Raw genomic sequence first — 16,085 nt, 5'->3', positions numbered from 1 at the left:
CTGACCGGGCTACCTGCACAAGCATTAAGATTTGTTAGCAGTATTTGTTAATGGTGAGGTCCGTGAATGCCCCGCAGTATCTGGTTGAGTATTGTTGTTTTAGTCACTGCCCTTTGGGCAACTGTGGGTCAGGCGGACTCCGGGTGGCAACCAATTAAGGAAACCATCCGTAAGAGCGAAAAGGATACTCGCCAGTATCAGGCGATTACGCTGGATAACAACATGGTTGTCCTGCTGGTTTCCGATCCGCAGGCGGTGAAATCGCTATCAGCACTGGTGGTGCCAATCGGTTCGCTGGAAGATCCTGACTCCCATCCGGGTCTGGCGCACTATCTCGAGCACATGACGCTGATGGGCTCAAAAAACTACCCGCAGCCTGACAATCTTGCCGAATTCTTAAAAATGCACGGCGGCAGCCACAATGCGAGTACCGCGCCGTATCGCACCGCGTTCTATCTGGAAGTGGAGAACGATGCTCTACAAGGCGCAGTTGATCGCCTTGCCGATGCTATTGCCGCGCCGCTGCTGGATAAAAAATACGTCGACCGCGAGCGCAACGCGGTGAATGCCGAGCTGACCATGGCGCGTACCCGTGACGGTATGCGCATGGCGCAGGTGAGTGCCGAAACCATCAACCCGGCTCACCCTGGCGCGCGCTTCTCTGGCGGCAATCTGGAAACGCTGAGCGACAAACCCAATAGCCCGGTCTACGATGCGCTGCTGGCATTTCGCGATAAATACTACTCAGCCAACCTGATGAAGGCGGTAATTTACAGCAATAAGCCGTTGCCTGAGCTGGCAAAAATGGCTGCACAGACTTACGGCCGCGTGCCGAATAAAGCCATTGAACGCCCGGAAATCACCGTTCCCGTCGTCACCGATGCGCAAAAGGGCATTGTCATTCACTACGTGCCTGCGCTGCCGCGTAAAGTACTGCGCGTAGAGTTTCGTATCGACAACAACTCCGCCCAATTCCGCAGTAAAACCGATGAATTGATCACCTATATGATCGGCAACCGTACTCCGGGCACCTTATCCGACTGGCTGCAAAAGCAGGGGCTGGTGGAAGGTATTCGCGCCGACTCCGATCCGGTAGTGAACGGCAACAGCGGCGTGCTGGCTATCTCGGCGACGCTGACCGACAAAGGCCTTGCCCATCGCGATGACGTTGTCGCCGCTATTTTCCGCTACCTCGACGTGATGCGTGACAAAGGTATCGACAAGAGCTACTTCGACGAACTGGCCCATGTGCTGGATCTCGACTTCCGCTATCCATCGATTAACCGCAACATGGACTACGTTGAGTGGCTTGCGGACACGATGATCCGCGTGCCGGTGCAGCACACACTGGATGTCGTCAACATTGCTGACCGCTATGACCCGCAGGCGGTAAAAGAGCGTCTGGCGATGATGACCCCACAGAATGCCCGTATCTGGTACATCAGCCCGAAAGAGCCGCATAACAAAGTGGCCTACTTCGTTGATGCACCGTATCAGGTCGACAAAATCAGCGCCGATACCTTCGCCAAATGGCAGAAAGAGTCTGATGCTATTGACCTTAGCTTGCCGCAACTGAACCCGTATATTCCGGACGACTTCACGCTGATTAAGCCTGAGAAAAGCGCCGATCATCCGCAGCTTATCGTCGATGAGCCCGAACTGCGTCTGGTGTACATGCCAAGCCGCTATTTCGGCCTCGAACCGAAGGCTGATATCACCATGATCTTGCGTAACCCGCAGGCGATGGACAGCGCCAAAAGTCAGGTGATGTTTGCGCTCAATGATTATCTGGCGGGCATTGCGCTGGATCAGCTCAGTAATCAGGCCGCCGTCGGTGGCATTAGCTTCTCGACCGGAGCCAACAATGGTCTGATGGTCAACGCCAACGGCTACACCCAGCGTCTGCCGCAGCTTTTCGATGCGCTGTTGCAGGGCTACTTCAGCTACACGCCAACCGAAGAACAGCTTGAACAGGCCAAGTCCTGGTATAAGCAGATGATGGATTCGGCAGAGAAAGGCAAAGCCTACGAACAGGCGATTATGCCGATTCAGATGGTCTCGCAGGTACCTTATTTCCAGCGCGAAGAGCGTAAAGCTCTGCTGCCGTCCATTACCTTAAAAGAGGTGATGGATTATCGCGACCAGCTTAAAGCGGGCGGGCGTCCTGAATTTATGGTGATTGGTAACCTGAGCCGCGAGCAGTCGACAACGCTTGCGCGTAACGTGCAGACGCAGCTTGGCGCTCACGGCAACGAATGGTGCCGTAACAAAGACGTACTGGTCGATAAACAGCAGAACGCCATCTTTGAAAAAACGGGTAGCAGCACGGATTCTGCGCTGGCGGCGGTGTTCGTTCCAGCAAACGTCGATGAATTCTCAAGCTCGGCGACCAGCGCGATGCTGGCGCAGATCGTCCAGCCGTGGTTCTACACCCAGCTGCGTACCGAAGAACAGCTGGGCTACGCGGTGTTTGCTTTCTCCATGAACATTGGTCGCCAATGGGGCATGGGGTTCCTGCTGCAAAGTAACGAAAAACAGCCGGCTTTCCTGTGGGAACGCTTTAAGGCCTTCTTCCCGACTGCGGAACAGAAGCTGCGGACGATGAAACCGGAAGAGTTCGCGCAAATCCAGCAGGCGGTGATCGCCGACATGCTGCAAGCGCCACAAACCCTCGGTGATGAAGCCTCGCAGCTGAGCAAAGATTTCGATCGCGGTAATATGGCTTTTGATTCACGTGCTAAAGTAGTGGCCCAGATTAAGCTGTTAACGCCGCAAAAGCTGGCCGACTTCTTCCACCAGACGGTGGTAGCGCCGCAGGGCATGACGGTACTGTCACAGGTTTCCGGCAGCCAGAATGGCAAAGTCGACTATGCGCACCCTGAAGGCTGGAAGGTGTGGCAGAGCATCACCGCGTTGCAGCAATCCTTACCCTTAAGACGAGAGAACGAATGACCGATACCGCCGAGTCCCTTGATCCCCTGCGCTTACCCCTTCTTGGCGAGCGCCTGATTGAAGCCTCAGCGGGCACCGGAAAAACCTTCACCATCGCTGCACTTTACCTGCGGCTGCTCTTGGGGCTTGGCGGCGAGGCCGCCTTTCCCCGGCCTGTCAACGTCGAAGAACTGCTGGTGGTGACCTTCACCGAAGCCGCCACCGAAGAGCTGCGCGGGCGCATTCGTAGCAACATCCACGAACTGCGCGTCGCCTGTCTGCGTAACGCCACCGATAATCCCCTCTATGCCAGCCTGCTGGCGGAAATCGACGATCTCCAACAAGCCGCGAGCGTACTGCTGTTGGCCGAGCGTCAGATGGACGATGCGGCGGTCTTTACCATTCACGGCTTCTGCCAGCGCATGCTCAGCCTTAACGCCTTTGAGTCCGGCATGCTGTTTGAACAGCAGCTGATTGAAGACGAATCCCAGCTGCGCTACCAGGCCTGCGCCGACTTCTGGCGACGCCACTGCTATCCGTTAAGCCGCGAGATCGCGCAGGTGATCGTCGAGTCCTGGAAAGGGCCGCAGGATCTGCTGAAGTCCATCGATCGCTACCTGCAGGGCGAAGCGCCGCAGTTGAAGATGCCGATAAGCGATGCGGAAACGCTGGAATCACGTCATCAGAAAATCCTCGCGCAGATTAATGAGATTAAACAACTGTGGCTGGTCCACGTTGGCGAGCTGGACGCGCTGCTGGAAAACTCAGGCATCGACAGGCGCAAGTTTAACCGCGGTAACCAGGGCAAATGGATCGACAAAATCAGCAGTTGGGCGCAGGAAGAGACGCAAAACTACCAGTTGCCCGATGCGCTGGAAAAATTCAGCCAGCCGTTCCTGGTCGAACGCACCAAAGCGGGCGGAGAGGTGCCAACACACTCTCTGTTCAGCGCTATCGAACGGCTGCTGGATTCGCCGCTGACCCTCACCGATCTGGTGATTGCTCAGGCGATGAGCGAAATTCGAGAAGCGGTGGCGCGTGAGAAGCGCCGTCGTGGCGAGCTGGGTTTTGATGACATGCTCAGTCGTCTCGATGAAGCCCTGCACGGCGACAGCGGCGATGCGCTGGCGGCCGCCATTCGCCAGCGTTTTCCGGTAGCGATGATTGATGAATTCCAGGATACCGACCCGCAGCAGTACCGTATTTTCCGCCGTATCTGGCGACAGCAGCCTGAAACCGCGCTGCTGCTGATTGGCGACCCAAAACAGGCCATTTACGCCTTCCGCGGCGCCGACATCTTCACCTACATGCGTGCGCGTAGCGACGTGGCCGCTCATTACACGCTCGACACCAACTGGCGTTCGGCGCCGGGCATGGTCGAGAGCGTCAATCGCCTGTTTGGGCTGGTTGATAATCCCTTTATGTTCCGCGATATACCGTTCCTGCCGGTCAAATCGGCGGATAAAAACGCCTCGCTGCGCTTTGAAATCGACGGTGAAAAACAGCCGGCAATGAACCTGTGGTTGATGCCCGGCGAAGGCGTCAGCGCGGGGGATTATCAGAATGTGATGGCCCAGCAGTGCGCGGCGCAAATTCGCGACTGGCTGACCGCAGGCCAACGCGGCACGGCGCTGCTGTGGCGCGGTAAAAAAGCCGAACCGGTGAAGGCTTCCGATATCACGGTGCTGGTGCGTAACCGCCAGGAAGCGTCGCTGATTCGCGATGCGTTGAATGCGCTGGCTATCCCGTCGGTGTATCTGTCAAACCGCGACAGCGTATTTGAAACCCCGGAAGCGCAGGAGTTGCTGTGGGTGCTGCAGGCGGTGTTGACGCCGGAGCGCGAAAATACCCTGCGCAGTGCGCTGGCAACGGCGATGTTTGGCCTTAACTCGCTGGATATCGAACGGCTAAACCTAGACGAAAACGCCTGGGATGCGCTGGTGGAAGAATTTACCGAGTACCGTAATATCTGGCAGCGCCGCGGCGTGATGCCGATGATCCGTGCTCTGATGAGCGCCAGGTCGCTGGCGGAAAACTTGCTGGCCACCCACGGCGGCGAGCGGCGTTTAACCGATATCCTGCATCTCAGCGAGCTATTGCAAGAAGCGGCCACCCAGCTTGAAAGCGAGCATGCGCTGGTGCGCTGGCTGAATCAGCAGGTGGCTGAGCCGGACACCAATGCTTCCAGCCAGCAGATGCGTCTGGAGAGCGACAAACACCTGGTGCAGATTGTCACCATTCACAAATCGAAAGGGCTGGAATATCCGCTGGTCTGGCTGCCGTTTATCGCCCGTTTCCGTAAAGAGAAGCAGGCGTTTTATCACGACCGGGAATCCTTTGCAGCGGTACTCGATCTCAACGAAAGCGATGAGAGCCTTGAGCTTGCGGAAGCCGAACGCCTGGCGGAGGATCTGCGCCTGCTGTACGTCGCCTTAACCCGCGCCGTCTGGCACTGTAGCCTTGGCATTGCGCCGTTAACCGCGCGCCGCAGCGACAAACCTACCGACACGGAACTGCATCACAGCGCGCCGGGACGGCTGCTACAAAAAGGTGAGGTGCTGACTGCCTCTGGCCTTGAAGCCTGTCTACGCGCGCTGTGCGACGAACATATTGCGCTAACCCCCGTCACGCCACCGGACGATGCTCGCTGGCAGCCGGTACAGGCCCAGATGCCTGAACTAGGGGCGCGGCAGGTACTTCGCCGGGTATTTGATGACTGGCGGGTAACCAGCTATTCCGGCCTGCAACAGAGCGGGCATAGCGTGGCGCAGGATCTGCTGCCGCGCCTGGATATCGATGCCGTGGGAACCGGTGATGCCCAGCCGGAACCGGCGATGACGCCGCACAACTTCCCGCGCGGGGCATCACCGGGGACTTTCCTGCATAGTCTGTTTGAAGACCTCGACTTTACCCAGCCGATTGACTCCGCGTGGATGCGCGAAAAGCTGCAAAGCAACGGCTTTGGCGAAGAGTGGGAGCCGGTGCTCACCGAGTGGATTTCGCAGGTGCTGGCGGCACCGCTGGCAGAAAGCGGGATTGCACTCAATCAGCTCAGCGCCCGGCAAAAACAGGTGGAGATGGAATTTTATCTGCCGATTACCAAAGCGCTTGATGCGCGAGCGCTGGATGCCTTAACCCGCCGCTATGACCCTTTATCCGCAGGTTGCCCTGAGCTCGATTTCCGCCAGGTGCGCGGCATGCTGAAGGGCTTTATCGACCTTGTGTTCCGCCACGATGGGCGCTATTACCTGCTGGACTACAAGTCCAACTATTTGGGTGAAAACGGCGAAGCCTACACCCAGCAGGCGATGGCGCAAGCGATGCAGGCGCACCGCTATGACCTGCAGTATCAGCTTTACAGTCTGGCGCTGCACCGCTATCTGCGCCATCGCATTGCGGATTACGATTACGAGCGGCACTTTGGTGGCGTCATTTATCTGTTCCTGCGTGGCGTGGACGGCGAGGCCGGACAGCAGGGGATTTTCACCACCCGACCGGACCCGGCGCTGATTACGGCAATGGATGCACTGTTTGCTGGAGAGGAATTACACGCATGACGCTGGAACAACGCCTGTTGGAAGCCGCTGAACTTAAGCTACTGCGTCCGCTGGACGTGCAGTTTGCGCTGATGGTCGCGCAGAACGAACATCCGGCGGTGATGCTGGCGGCCGCGATGCTCAGTCGCGATACCGGTGAAGGGCACGTCTGCCTGCCGCTTTCCCACCTGAATTCAGCGATGCAGGCGAAAGGCCGCGCGCGTGATATCTGGCAACAGCTGTTCGCGGATGCCGGTGCGCCTGAGAACTGGGAAACGTTGCTGCTGGATTCGCAGGCGGTCAGCAACGGAGAGCGCCCGTCACCGCTGATTTTAAGCCGCGAGCGTCTCTACTTAAACCGCATGTGGCGCAACGAACTGACCGTCGCCCGTTTCTTTAGTGATACCCAGGCACCGTTTGCCGTTGATGAGGGGCAGCTGGCGACGACGCTGAATGTGCTGTTTCCGGCAAGTGATACGGTGGACTGGCAGAAAGTTGCCGCCGCCGTTGCGCTGACGCGGCGAATTTCGGTGATCTCCGGTGGTCCAGGTACCGGGAAAACCACCACCGTCGCCAAACTTCTGGCGGCGCTGGTGCAGATGTCCGGCAGCGAAAAATGCCGAATCCGCCTGGCGGCTCCGACCGGGAAAGCGGCGGCCAGATTAACCGAATCACTGGGTGAAGCCCTGCGCAAGCTAGAGCTGACAGATGCCCAAAAGGCGATGCTGCCAACGGATGCCAGTACGCTGCATCGCCTGCTGGGCGCGCAGCCCGGCAGCCAAAGGCTACGCTACCACGCGGATAACCCGCTGCACCTTGATGTGCTGGTGGTGGATGAGGCCTCGATGATTGACCTGCCGATGATGGCGCGGCTGATTGACGCGCTGCCGCCGCACGGGCGGGTGATTTTCCTTGGCGACCGCGATCAGCTGGCTTCAGTTGAAGCTGGGGCGGTGCTAGGTGATATCTGTAGCTGGGTGAGCGAGGGTTATACCGCGGAGCGTGCGCATGAACTGAGCCGTTTGGTGGGCGCAGAGGTTCCGGCAGGAGAGGGCAGCGTGGCGAGTGCGCTGCGCGACAGCCTGTGTCTGCTGCGTACCAGCTACCGTTTTGGTAGCGACTCCGGCATTGGACAGCTTGCCAGCGCGGTGAACCGGGGAGATAAAAAGGCCGTTGGTGAAGTTTTCGCGCGTGGATTTAGCGATATTGAACTCAAGCCGCTGCGCACAACGGATGACTACGGGTCGATGCTTGAGGATGCGCGTGCGGGATACGGACATTACCTTCAGCTGCTGCGTGAACAGGCAGACCCAGCGGTGATTCTGGCGGCGTTTGGTGAATATCAGCTCCTCTGTGCGTTGCGCGAGGGGCCTTGGGGCGTCAGCGGGTTGAACACTCAGTTTGAACAGTTGCTGACCCGCCATCGGCAAATTGTGCCGCAGCGCCATTCGCGCTGGTATGAAGGGCGGCCGGTGATGATCACCCGCAACGACAGCGCGCTGGGGCTGTTTAATGGCGATATCGGTATCGCGCTGGAGAGGGAGCAGGGAATGCGCGTCTGGTTCCCGATGCCGGACGGTACCATTAAATCCGTGCAGCCAAGCCGCCTGCCGGAGCACGACACCGCATGGGTGATGACGGTACACAAATCCCAGGGCTCAGAGTTCACCCACGCCGCTCTGGTGCTGCCGACGCAGATTGTGCCGGTGGTCAGCCGCGAGCTTGTCTACACTGCCATCACGCGTGCGAAATCCCGACTGTCGATGTACGCCGATGAAAATCTGCTGGCGCAGGCCATCGCTACCCGCACGGAACGACGCAGCGGGTTAGCGGCGATTTTTGCCGAAATGGTGTAGATCGGAACATCCCCTCACCCTAACCCTCTCCCCAAAGGGGCGAGGGGATCGATAGTGCCTCGTTGTTAAAGCGGAATGCAGATATGAGTACGAGCACACTGTGTGCCCCTCACCCTAACCCTCTCCCCAAAGGGGCGAGGGAACCGCTGGTGCCTCGGTGTTAAAGCGGAATTCAGATATGAGTACGGGCTCGTGATGCACCCTCTCCCTTTTTAAGGGAGAGGGTTGGGGTGAGGGTTTGACTCCAGCCCCGGCGTTACGCCAGGTCCGTCATCAGCACCTTAGACCGGCGCTGATAGTTATACAGCTGCTTCTTACTTTCCGGCAGCAGCTCCACGTCAACCGGCTTAAAGCCGCGTTCCTGGAACCAGTGAATGCTCCGGGTAGTCAGCACAAACAGGTGATTTAACCCCATCTGTTTCGCCTGAGCGGCGATGCGTTCCAGCAGCACTTCCCCACGCGACGAGCTGCGGTAGTCCGGATGAACCGCCACGCAGGCCATCTCGCCAATCTTCTCTTCCGGGAATGGATAGAGCGCGGCGCAGGCGATAGTGGTGTTATCCCGCTGAATAATGGTGAATTTGTCGATCTCCATCTCCAGCTGCTCGCGAGAGCGGCGCACCAGAATCCCCTGTTGCTCCAGCGGTGCAATCAGATCCAGAATCCCACCGATGTCGTTAATGGTCGCGCGACGAATTTGCTCGGCGCTTTCCATCACAATCTGCGTCCCGATACCGTCGCGAGAGAACAGCTCTTGCAACAGCGCACCGTCTTCCTGATAGCTTATCAGGTGGCTACGGCGTACGCCGCTGCGGCAGGCTTTCACCGCGCCGCGCAGGAAACGCGCGGTGCCGGAAAGGTAGTCGCCTTCCTGCTCCAGCTCTTCGATGCGCGCCTGCGCTTCGTTCGGGAACAGCTCAGGAACAATCTCCCCATCCTCGTTGTATACCCCCTGTGAGGAGCAAAAACCGATCATCTTCTCGGCTTTGAGCTTAATTGCCAGCTGGGTGGCAATTTCTTCCGAGGTCAGATTAAAGCTTTCGCCGGTCACCGACACCGCCACTGGCCCCATCAGCACAATCGCGCCGTTGTCGAGCTGGCGGTGGATGGCCTCTTCATCAATACGACGAATACGCCCGCTGTGGCAGTAGTCTATACCGTCGTCCACGCCCAGCGGCTGGGCGATAATAAAGTTCCCGCTCACCACGTTGATGTGCGCACCCTGAAGCGGGGTGTTGTTGAGGCTCATCGACAAACGGGCGGTAATATCCAGCTGCAGCAGACCGGCCGCCTGCTTAACCAGTTCAAGCGTTTTGCTATCCGTTACGCGGATATGCTTGTGGTAAGTCGGTTCGTGGTTATGCTCCGCCAGATTGGCATCAATTTGCGGGCGCGCGCCGTAGACCAGCACCAGGCGAATGCCTAAGCTGTGGAGCAGACCAATATCGCTGACGATACTGGAAAAATTTTCATGCTCAATGGCTTCGCCGCCAAGCATGATGACAAACGTCTTCCCCCGGTGGGCGTTAATATAGGGGACAGAATGACGAAACCCCTCTACCAGTTCGGTTCTACGTTCCTTCACCACGGCACAATCCTCAATGCATGATTATTCGTAATTAGTGTATTTTTATTCTGTTTCTGGCGGAAACGCAAGCCGGAATTTGCCTAAATAACGGAAAAGCTTGCTGTCAATTTCGTTGATCCTACGAATGTTTACCCTTTTATAGATGACAGTTTATTCGCCTTTGGTTAAAGTTTTCGGTCAATCGTATTATGCGTGAACCAAAATTATCTTTTTTTGCCTGGGATGGAGCATGTCGGGAAGTCAGTCGTTAAGTCGTCGTCGCCTGTTAAAAGGGGCGGGCGCCATGTGGTTATTGAGCGTGAGTCAGGTTGGTTTTGCCGCCGTTAGTCAGGTGGTGGCAGTGCGCATCTGGCCTGCGTCCAGCTACACGCGCGTCACGGTGGAGTCCAACCGTGTGATTAATTATCGACAGTTTGCGTTGAGCAATCCTGACCGTCTGGTGGTGGATTTCGAAGGGGTCAACCTGAATTCGGTGCTCAAAGGCATGGGCGCGCAAATCCGCGCCGATGATCCCTATATTAAATCGGCCCGCGTGGGGCAGTTTGATCCGCAAACCGTGCGTATGGTGTTTGAGCTAAAGCAAGACGTCAAACCGCAGCTGTTTGCGCTGGCGCCGGTTGCCGGGTTTAAAGAACGTCTGGTGATGGACCTCTATCCCGCCAGCAGCCAGGATGTGCAGGATCCGCTCCTGGCGCTGCTGGAAGAGTACAACAAAGACGGCCTCGAAAAGCAGGTTCCGCCTGCTCAAAGTGGCCCGCAGCCGGGCAAAGCCGGGCGCGACCGGCCGATTGTTATCATGCTCGACCCTGGACATGGCGGTGAAGACTCCGGTGCGGTTGGGCTGTATAAAACGCGGGAGAAGGACGTGGTGCTGCAAATCGCCCGTCGCCTGCGCGCGCTGATTGAGAAAGAAGGCAATATGAAAGCCTACATGACGCGTAACGAAGATATTTTTATTCCGCTCAAAGTTCGGGTCGCCAAAGCGCAAAAGCAGCGCGCCGACCTGTTCGTCTCGATTCACGCCGACGCCTTTACCAGTCGGCAGCCAAGTGGTTCATCGGTGTTTGCGCTGTCGACCAAAGGGGCCACCAGTACGGCGGCCAAATACCTTGCGCAAACTCAGAACGCCGCCGACTTAGTGGGTGGCGTGAGCAAGAGCGGCGACCGCTACGTCGACCACACCATGTTCGACATGGTGCAGTCGCTGACCATCACCGACAGCCTGAAATTTGGTAAAGCGGTGCTGAAACGTCTGGGACAGGTCAACAACCTGCATAAAAACCAGGTCGAGCAGGCCGGCTTTGCGGTGCTGAAAGCCCCGGATATTCCATCTATCCTCGTCGAAACGGCATTTATCAGTAACGTTGAAGAAGAGCGCAAGCTCAAAACGGCCAAGTTTCAGCAGGAGGTCGCCGAGTCGATCCTCGCCGGGATTAAAGCCTATTTTGCCGACGGCGCAACGCTGGCAAGACGCGGGTAATTCGGTATGTCACGTTTAAAGAGTGCTCACGGCGGTAATACTCGCGAAGCGGCCGCTTTGCTGGGCATCGGTGCCGATAAGCTGCTGGATTTCAGCGCCAATATTAACCCGTTGGGCATGCCGGAAAGCCTCAAACAGGCGATTATCAATAATCTCAACTGCGCCGAACGTTACCCCGACGTTGAATATCAGCAGCTTCATCAGGCGCTGGCGGCGCATCACGGTGTACCCGCGTCGTGGATACTGGCGGGCAATGGCGAAACCGAGTCCATTTTTACTCTCGTTCACGGTCTGAAACCGCGTCGGGCGATGGTGGTGGCGCCGGGTTTTGCTGAATATCGCCGGGCGCTGGAAACGATCGACTGCAAAATCGAAACCTACACGCTGCGTGAAGAAGACGGCTGGCAGCTCACCGAGCGTATTTTGTCGGCGCTGACGGCGGATCTTGACTGCCTGTTTCTGTGTACCCCGAACAACCCCACCGGACTATTGCCGGATCGCGCGCTGTTGGACGCTATCGCTGAACGCTGCCGGTCACTTGATATCGCGCTTATCCTTGATGAAGCTTTTATCGACTTTATTGCCGATGAACCGGGTTTTATCGGCGAGCTTAAGCAAAATCCGCATATCTGGGTGCTGCGATCGCTCACCAAATTTTATGCCATTCCCGGCCTACGTTTGGGCTATTTGCTCAACGGCGATGAACGTGCGGTGGCGCGTCTGCGCAAGCATCAGATGCCGTGGTCAATCAACGCGTTTGCCGTGCTGGCAGGGGAGAGGGTGCTTAATGACCGCGACTATCAGCAGGCGACTCTGCGCTGGCTGGCGCGGGAAGGTCAGCGTTTATATCAGGCGCTGGCAGAGATTGACGGAATAACCGTTTATCCGGGACGTGCGAACTATCTGTTTTTACGCTGCGAACGCGCCGATATCGAACTGCAATACGCGCTGCTGCAACAGCATATTCTTATCCGCAGCTGCGCCAACTATCCTGGACTCGACGGGCGCTACTTCCGCGTGGCGGTGCGTAGCGAAGCGGAAAACCAGCGGCTACTGGCGGCGCTGCGTCAGGCGCTCAGCTGAACCCCGCCGGGCACTGTGCGGAGCAAGTGCTGTTTCGGCCAGTGGTCGGTCAGCTTTTTCTGCGTCAGCGCCCACTTCAAATATTCCACATCATGACGACGCGGGTCGAGCATAAGCCCAACCACGCTGCCGCTGTGCGCCACGTTCAGGCCGTATAAGTCACAGGATTCTACTAACGCCATCAGCGCCGCAAAACCCGGTTTGGGCAACAGCGCCTGGCTGGCAATGGCGCTGAGCGTTGCCGCTTCGCCAAGCAGGCTGGCATCTTGACGAGTGCAGGCTGTCTGCACCTTTTCCCAGGCTTGTTGCAACTCTCCGGCGTGCGCTATTAGCGCGGTCTCACGGGGAAGGCGGTGATAATCCGCGGTGCGTAAAAGCACCGGGCTTTCCAGAACCAGTAGGTCAAAATGCGGGGCGGACGCACAGGCAATCTGCGTGCCGGCGTGATGGTGATCGAACAGCGTCAACTGACGAAACAGCGTACTGTCGGTAGGCTCCAGCGCCACGCACAGCGCGGCGAGCGTGGTTTCATCCAGCGAATGGCCGAGGTGGTGGGCGGCGGCCACTGCGGTGGCGGCGATATCGGCGGTGCTGCTGGCCATCCCTTTGGCAATCGGCAGCGTCGAATCGACCTCAATGCGCAGCGTCGGGCTTAGCGCCTGCGGAAAACCGAAGTGGGCGAGCAGCGCTTCAACCATCGCTCGGGTGAGCGGACGCTCATCGGCCCTCGGGATGCCGTCACACACTTCAACCGTGCTGTACCAATCTATCGGGCAGGAGACGAGCTTTTCACTGCCCAGAATCCAGCCCTGAATGAGTTCCCCGCAGGAGCCGGGACAGCGTGCCACGCTCATGATTATCCTTGTCTTACCGAACGAAGTATAACTACCGTAAATAAATATACCGGTATTGTCATAGCGCAACGAAATCATTCACGCGCGGCGCTAGAGTAAAGTGCTTTTATTTTATGCGGGCATTGTGCCGGCATAAATCTGCAACCAACAGGTTTGGCATATTATGTGCCAGGGAAGGAGGTGAATACACCCGTGTATAAATCCTCCGCAGCCCCCGCTGCTGTGATGCTGACGACCCCGTAAACACCACTGATCGCCAGATCGGGAAGGGCGGGCGAGGATGACGCTAAGCCAGAAGACCTGCCTGTTGGCCATTAACAACAACTTCGGTGGGAAGTGGGTTGCTTTGCGCTGCACGGTCATTTGACCGGGCAGACGTACGGCTATATCCAATCCCGCCTGAAAAGGGTCAGGGTATGGCAGCCAGGCAGCACGCATTTGTTCTCGCAGGTACCGGCAGCGGCTGTGGTAAAACCACGGTCACGCTCGGTCTGCTCAAACTGCTCCAGCAGCGCGGGCTGCGGGTTCAGCCGTACAAGGTTGGTCCTGACTACCTCGATACCGGCTGGCATACCGCGCTGTGCGGCGTCCCTTCACGTAACCTCGACAGCTTTATGCTGCCTCCCCCTATTCTCAATGCGCTGTTCTGCGAACATATGCAGCAGGCTGATATCGCCGTCATTGAAGGCGTGATGGGCCTGTATGACGGCTACGGCACCGACCCAAACTATTGCAGCAGCGCGGCGATGGCGAAACAGCTGGGCTGCCCGGTGATTTTGCTGGTGGATGGTAAAGCCGTTTCTACCTCAATTGCCGCCACGGTGATGGGATTTCAGCACTTTGACCCGAGCCTCAATATCGCCGGTGTCATCGTCAATCGCGTCAACAGCGACAGCCATTTTCAGCTGCTGAAAAGCGCCATCGAGCGTTACTGTGCCCTGCCGGTGTTGGGCTACGTTCCGCGCGCTGAAGGGGTGTCGTTGCCTGAACGCCATCTGGGGCTGGTCACCGCCCGCGAATCGACGCTGGATAGCCAGCCGTGGCTGGATTTTGCCGCCGGTCTTGAACGTACGCTTGATATCGACAGACTGTTGGCGCTGAGCGAGCTGGCGGAGCTGCCGGCAGGTGAATGGCCCTCAACCCCGCTGAGCGGTGAGGGTTTAACGCTGGGGCTGGCCGATGACGAAGCCTTCAATTTCTACTACCCGGACAATCTGGCGCTGCTGGAACGAGCCGGGGTAACGATTGTTCGCTTTAGCCCACTGCACGATAGCGTGCTGCCGGATTGTCAGATGCTGTGGCTGGGCGGCGGCTATCCGGAACTGCACGCCCGCGCGCTGGCGGTTAATACGCCGATGCTGGAACAACTGCGAGCTGCGCATCGGCGTGGCGTGGCAATTTACGCGGAATGCGGTGGGTTGATGTACCTCGGCAGCACGCTTGAGGACGCTCAGGGCGACATCCACGCGATGGCCGATATTCTTCCCGGTGCGAGCAAAATGGGCAAACGGTTGACCCGTTTTGGCTACTGCGAAGCGCAGGCTGAGCGCCAGACCCTGCTGGCCGCGCCCGGTGAGATACTGCGCGGGCATGAATTCCACTACTCCGATTTTAGCGCCCAGCTTCCGGCGACGATGGCCTGCCGTAAAACCCGCGACGGCGCGGTTCTCCAGCAATGGCAGGGCGGTTGGCAGATAGGAAATACCTTCGCCAGCTACCTGCACCTACATTTTTCCCAGCGTCCCGCCATGCTCAACCACTGGTTTGCTGCCGCAAGGAGCGCGCAATGACGCTGCTCGCCTGGTGTCTGGCGTGGTTGCTCGATTTTATGATCGGTGACCCGCAAAACTGGCCGCATCCGGTGCGCTGGATGGGCAATCTGATTAACGCCGTACAGCGTGCTGTACGCCGCCTGTGCCATAGCGATCGCGCGCTGCGTATCGGCGGTGGCGTGATGTGGCTGGCGGTGGTGGGACTGACGTATAGCGTGGCCTGGGGTGTACTCAGACTTGCTGCATGGGTGCATCCGTGGCTGGGGTGGGGCGTTGAAGTGTGGATGATTTTCACCGTGCTCGCCGGGCGCTGCCTGGCGCGTTCTGCCCAAGATGTGGCGCGTCCGCTGCGGGAAAACGACCTGGCCGAAAGCCGCATCAAGCTGTCATGGATTGTGGGGCGCGATACCTCCGCGCTTCAGCCCGAGCAGATCAACCGCGCGGTGGTGGAAACGGTCGCCGAAAACACCGTCGACGGCATTATCGCGCCGCTGTTCTTCCTGCTGCTTGGCGGCGCGCCGCTGGCGATGGCCTATAAAGCGGTGAATACCCTCGATTCGATGGTCGGCTACAAGCACGAAAAATACCGCGCCATCGGCATGGTCAGCGCCCGCCTGGATGATGCCGCTAACTTTATTCCCGCCCGGCTGAGCTGGCTGCTATTAAGCGCTGCCGCCTGGCTTTGCCGCCTCGATGCCGCGCGTGCGCTGCGTATCGGCTGGCGCGACCGCTATAACCACAGCAGCCCCAACTGCGCCTGGTCAGAGGCGGCGGTGGCCGGTGCGTTGGGGATCCGCCTTGGCGGCCCGAACGACTATTTTGGCCAGCGCGTGGACAAGCCGTGGATCGGCGACGCCCGACGCGATATCGCCATTGATGATATTTCCCGAACGATTCGACTGATGTGGGTGGCGTCAACGCTGGCCCTGCTGCTGTTTATGGCAGTCAGGTTCTGGCTGATTGGCGCAGCCTGAGGAGAGCAGTA

At 58.1% G+C, this 16,085-nt stretch carries 9 protein-coding genes and 1 riboswitch; of the genes, 7 read left to right on the top strand and 2 right to left on the bottom strand.

Annotation, left to right across the window (positions count from 1 at the left end; translation table 11 throughout):
• Positions 1–66 precede the first annotated feature (66 nt).
• The 3 genes from ptrA to recD are packed head-to-tail and all read left to right on the top strand — an operon-like array spanning position 67 to position 8,323.
• Positions 67–2,952, top strand: a complete 2,886-nt coding sequence (gene ptrA / locus ABOC97_RS10760; RefSeq protein ID WP_349597330.1) for a pitrilysin — start codon at positions 67–69, stop codon at positions 2,950–2,952.
• Positions 2,949–6,488 (top strand): exodeoxyribonuclease V subunit beta, encoded by a 3,540-nt coding sequence (gene recB, locus ABOC97_RS10755; protein WP_349597328.1) that lies wholly within the window; start codon positions 2,949–2,951, stop codon positions 6,486–6,488. The genes ptrA and recB overlap by 4 nt, the downstream gene beginning before the upstream one ends.
• The gene (recD, locus tag ABOC97_RS10750) at positions 6,485–8,323 is read left to right on the top strand and encodes an exodeoxyribonuclease V subunit alpha (protein WP_349597326.1); all 1,839 of its coding nucleotides are present in this window, start codon (positions 6,485–6,487) and stop codon (positions 8,321–8,323) included. The genes recB and recD overlap by 4 nt, the downstream gene beginning before the upstream one ends.
• Positions 8,324–8,579: 256 nt before the next feature.
• Here the strand turns inward: recD and argA are convergent, their stop codons facing one another.
• The gene (gene argA, locus ABOC97_RS10745) at positions 8,580–9,911 is read right to left on the bottom strand and encodes an amino-acid N-acetyltransferase (protein ID WP_349597323.1); all 1,332 of its coding nucleotides are present in this window, start codon (positions 9,909–9,911) and stop codon (positions 8,580–8,582) included.
• A 229-nt stretch (positions 9,912–10,140) separates the two neighbouring features.
• Between argA and amiC the strand changes: the two genes are divergently transcribed.
• On the top strand, positions 10,141–11,391 hold the full coding sequence (gene amiC / locus ABOC97_RS10740; protein WP_349597320.1) for an N-acetylmuramoyl-L-alanine amidase AmiC: 1,251 nt from the start codon (positions 10,141–10,143) through the stop codon (positions 11,389–11,391).
• A gap of 6 nt (positions 11,392–11,397) precedes the next feature.
• Complete coding sequence (cobD, locus tag ABOC97_RS10735) at positions 11,398–12,474, top strand: threonine-phosphate decarboxylase CobD (protein WP_349597317.1); 1,077 nt, start codon at positions 11,398–11,400, stop codon at positions 12,472–12,474.
• Here cobD and ABOC97_RS10730 read toward each other — a convergent pair.
• Positions 12,459–13,328 (bottom strand): L-threonine kinase, encoded by an 870-nt coding sequence (locus tag ABOC97_RS10730; RefSeq protein WP_349597314.1) that lies wholly within the window; start codon positions 13,326–13,328, stop codon positions 12,459–12,461. The two genes, cobD and ABOC97_RS10730, sit on opposite strands and share 16 nt — an antisense overlap.
• Positions 13,329–13,460: 132 nt before the next feature.
• A riboswitch (cobalamin riboswitch) is annotated at positions 13,461–13,650 on the top strand.
• Between the two features lie 94 nt (positions 13,651–13,744).
• On the opposite strand from ABOC97_RS10730, the gene ABOC97_RS10725 reads away from it, so the two are divergent.
• Together ABOC97_RS10725 and cbiB are read left to right on the top strand one after the other, a co-directional pair.
• A complete protein-coding gene (locus tag ABOC97_RS10725; RefSeq protein WP_349597311.1) occupies positions 13,745–15,118 on the top strand; it encodes a cobyrinate a,c-diamide synthase in 1,374 nt (457 codons plus the stop codon).
• A complete protein-coding gene (gene cbiB / locus ABOC97_RS10720) occupies positions 15,115–16,074 on the top strand; it encodes an adenosylcobinamide-phosphate synthase CbiB (RefSeq protein ID WP_349597308.1) in 960 nt (319 codons plus the stop codon). Before ABOC97_RS10725 ends, cbiB begins: the two co-directional genes overlap by 4 nt.
• The last annotated feature ends 11 nt before the right edge of the window (positions 16,075–16,085 follow it).

This window comes from Kluyvera huaxiensis (assembly GCF_040149365.1).
Classification (GTDB): Bacteria; Pseudomonadota; Gammaproteobacteria; order Enterobacterales; family Enterobacteriaceae; genus Kluyvera; species Kluyvera intermedia_A.
This window is presented reverse-complemented; position numbering and strand designations above follow the sequence as displayed.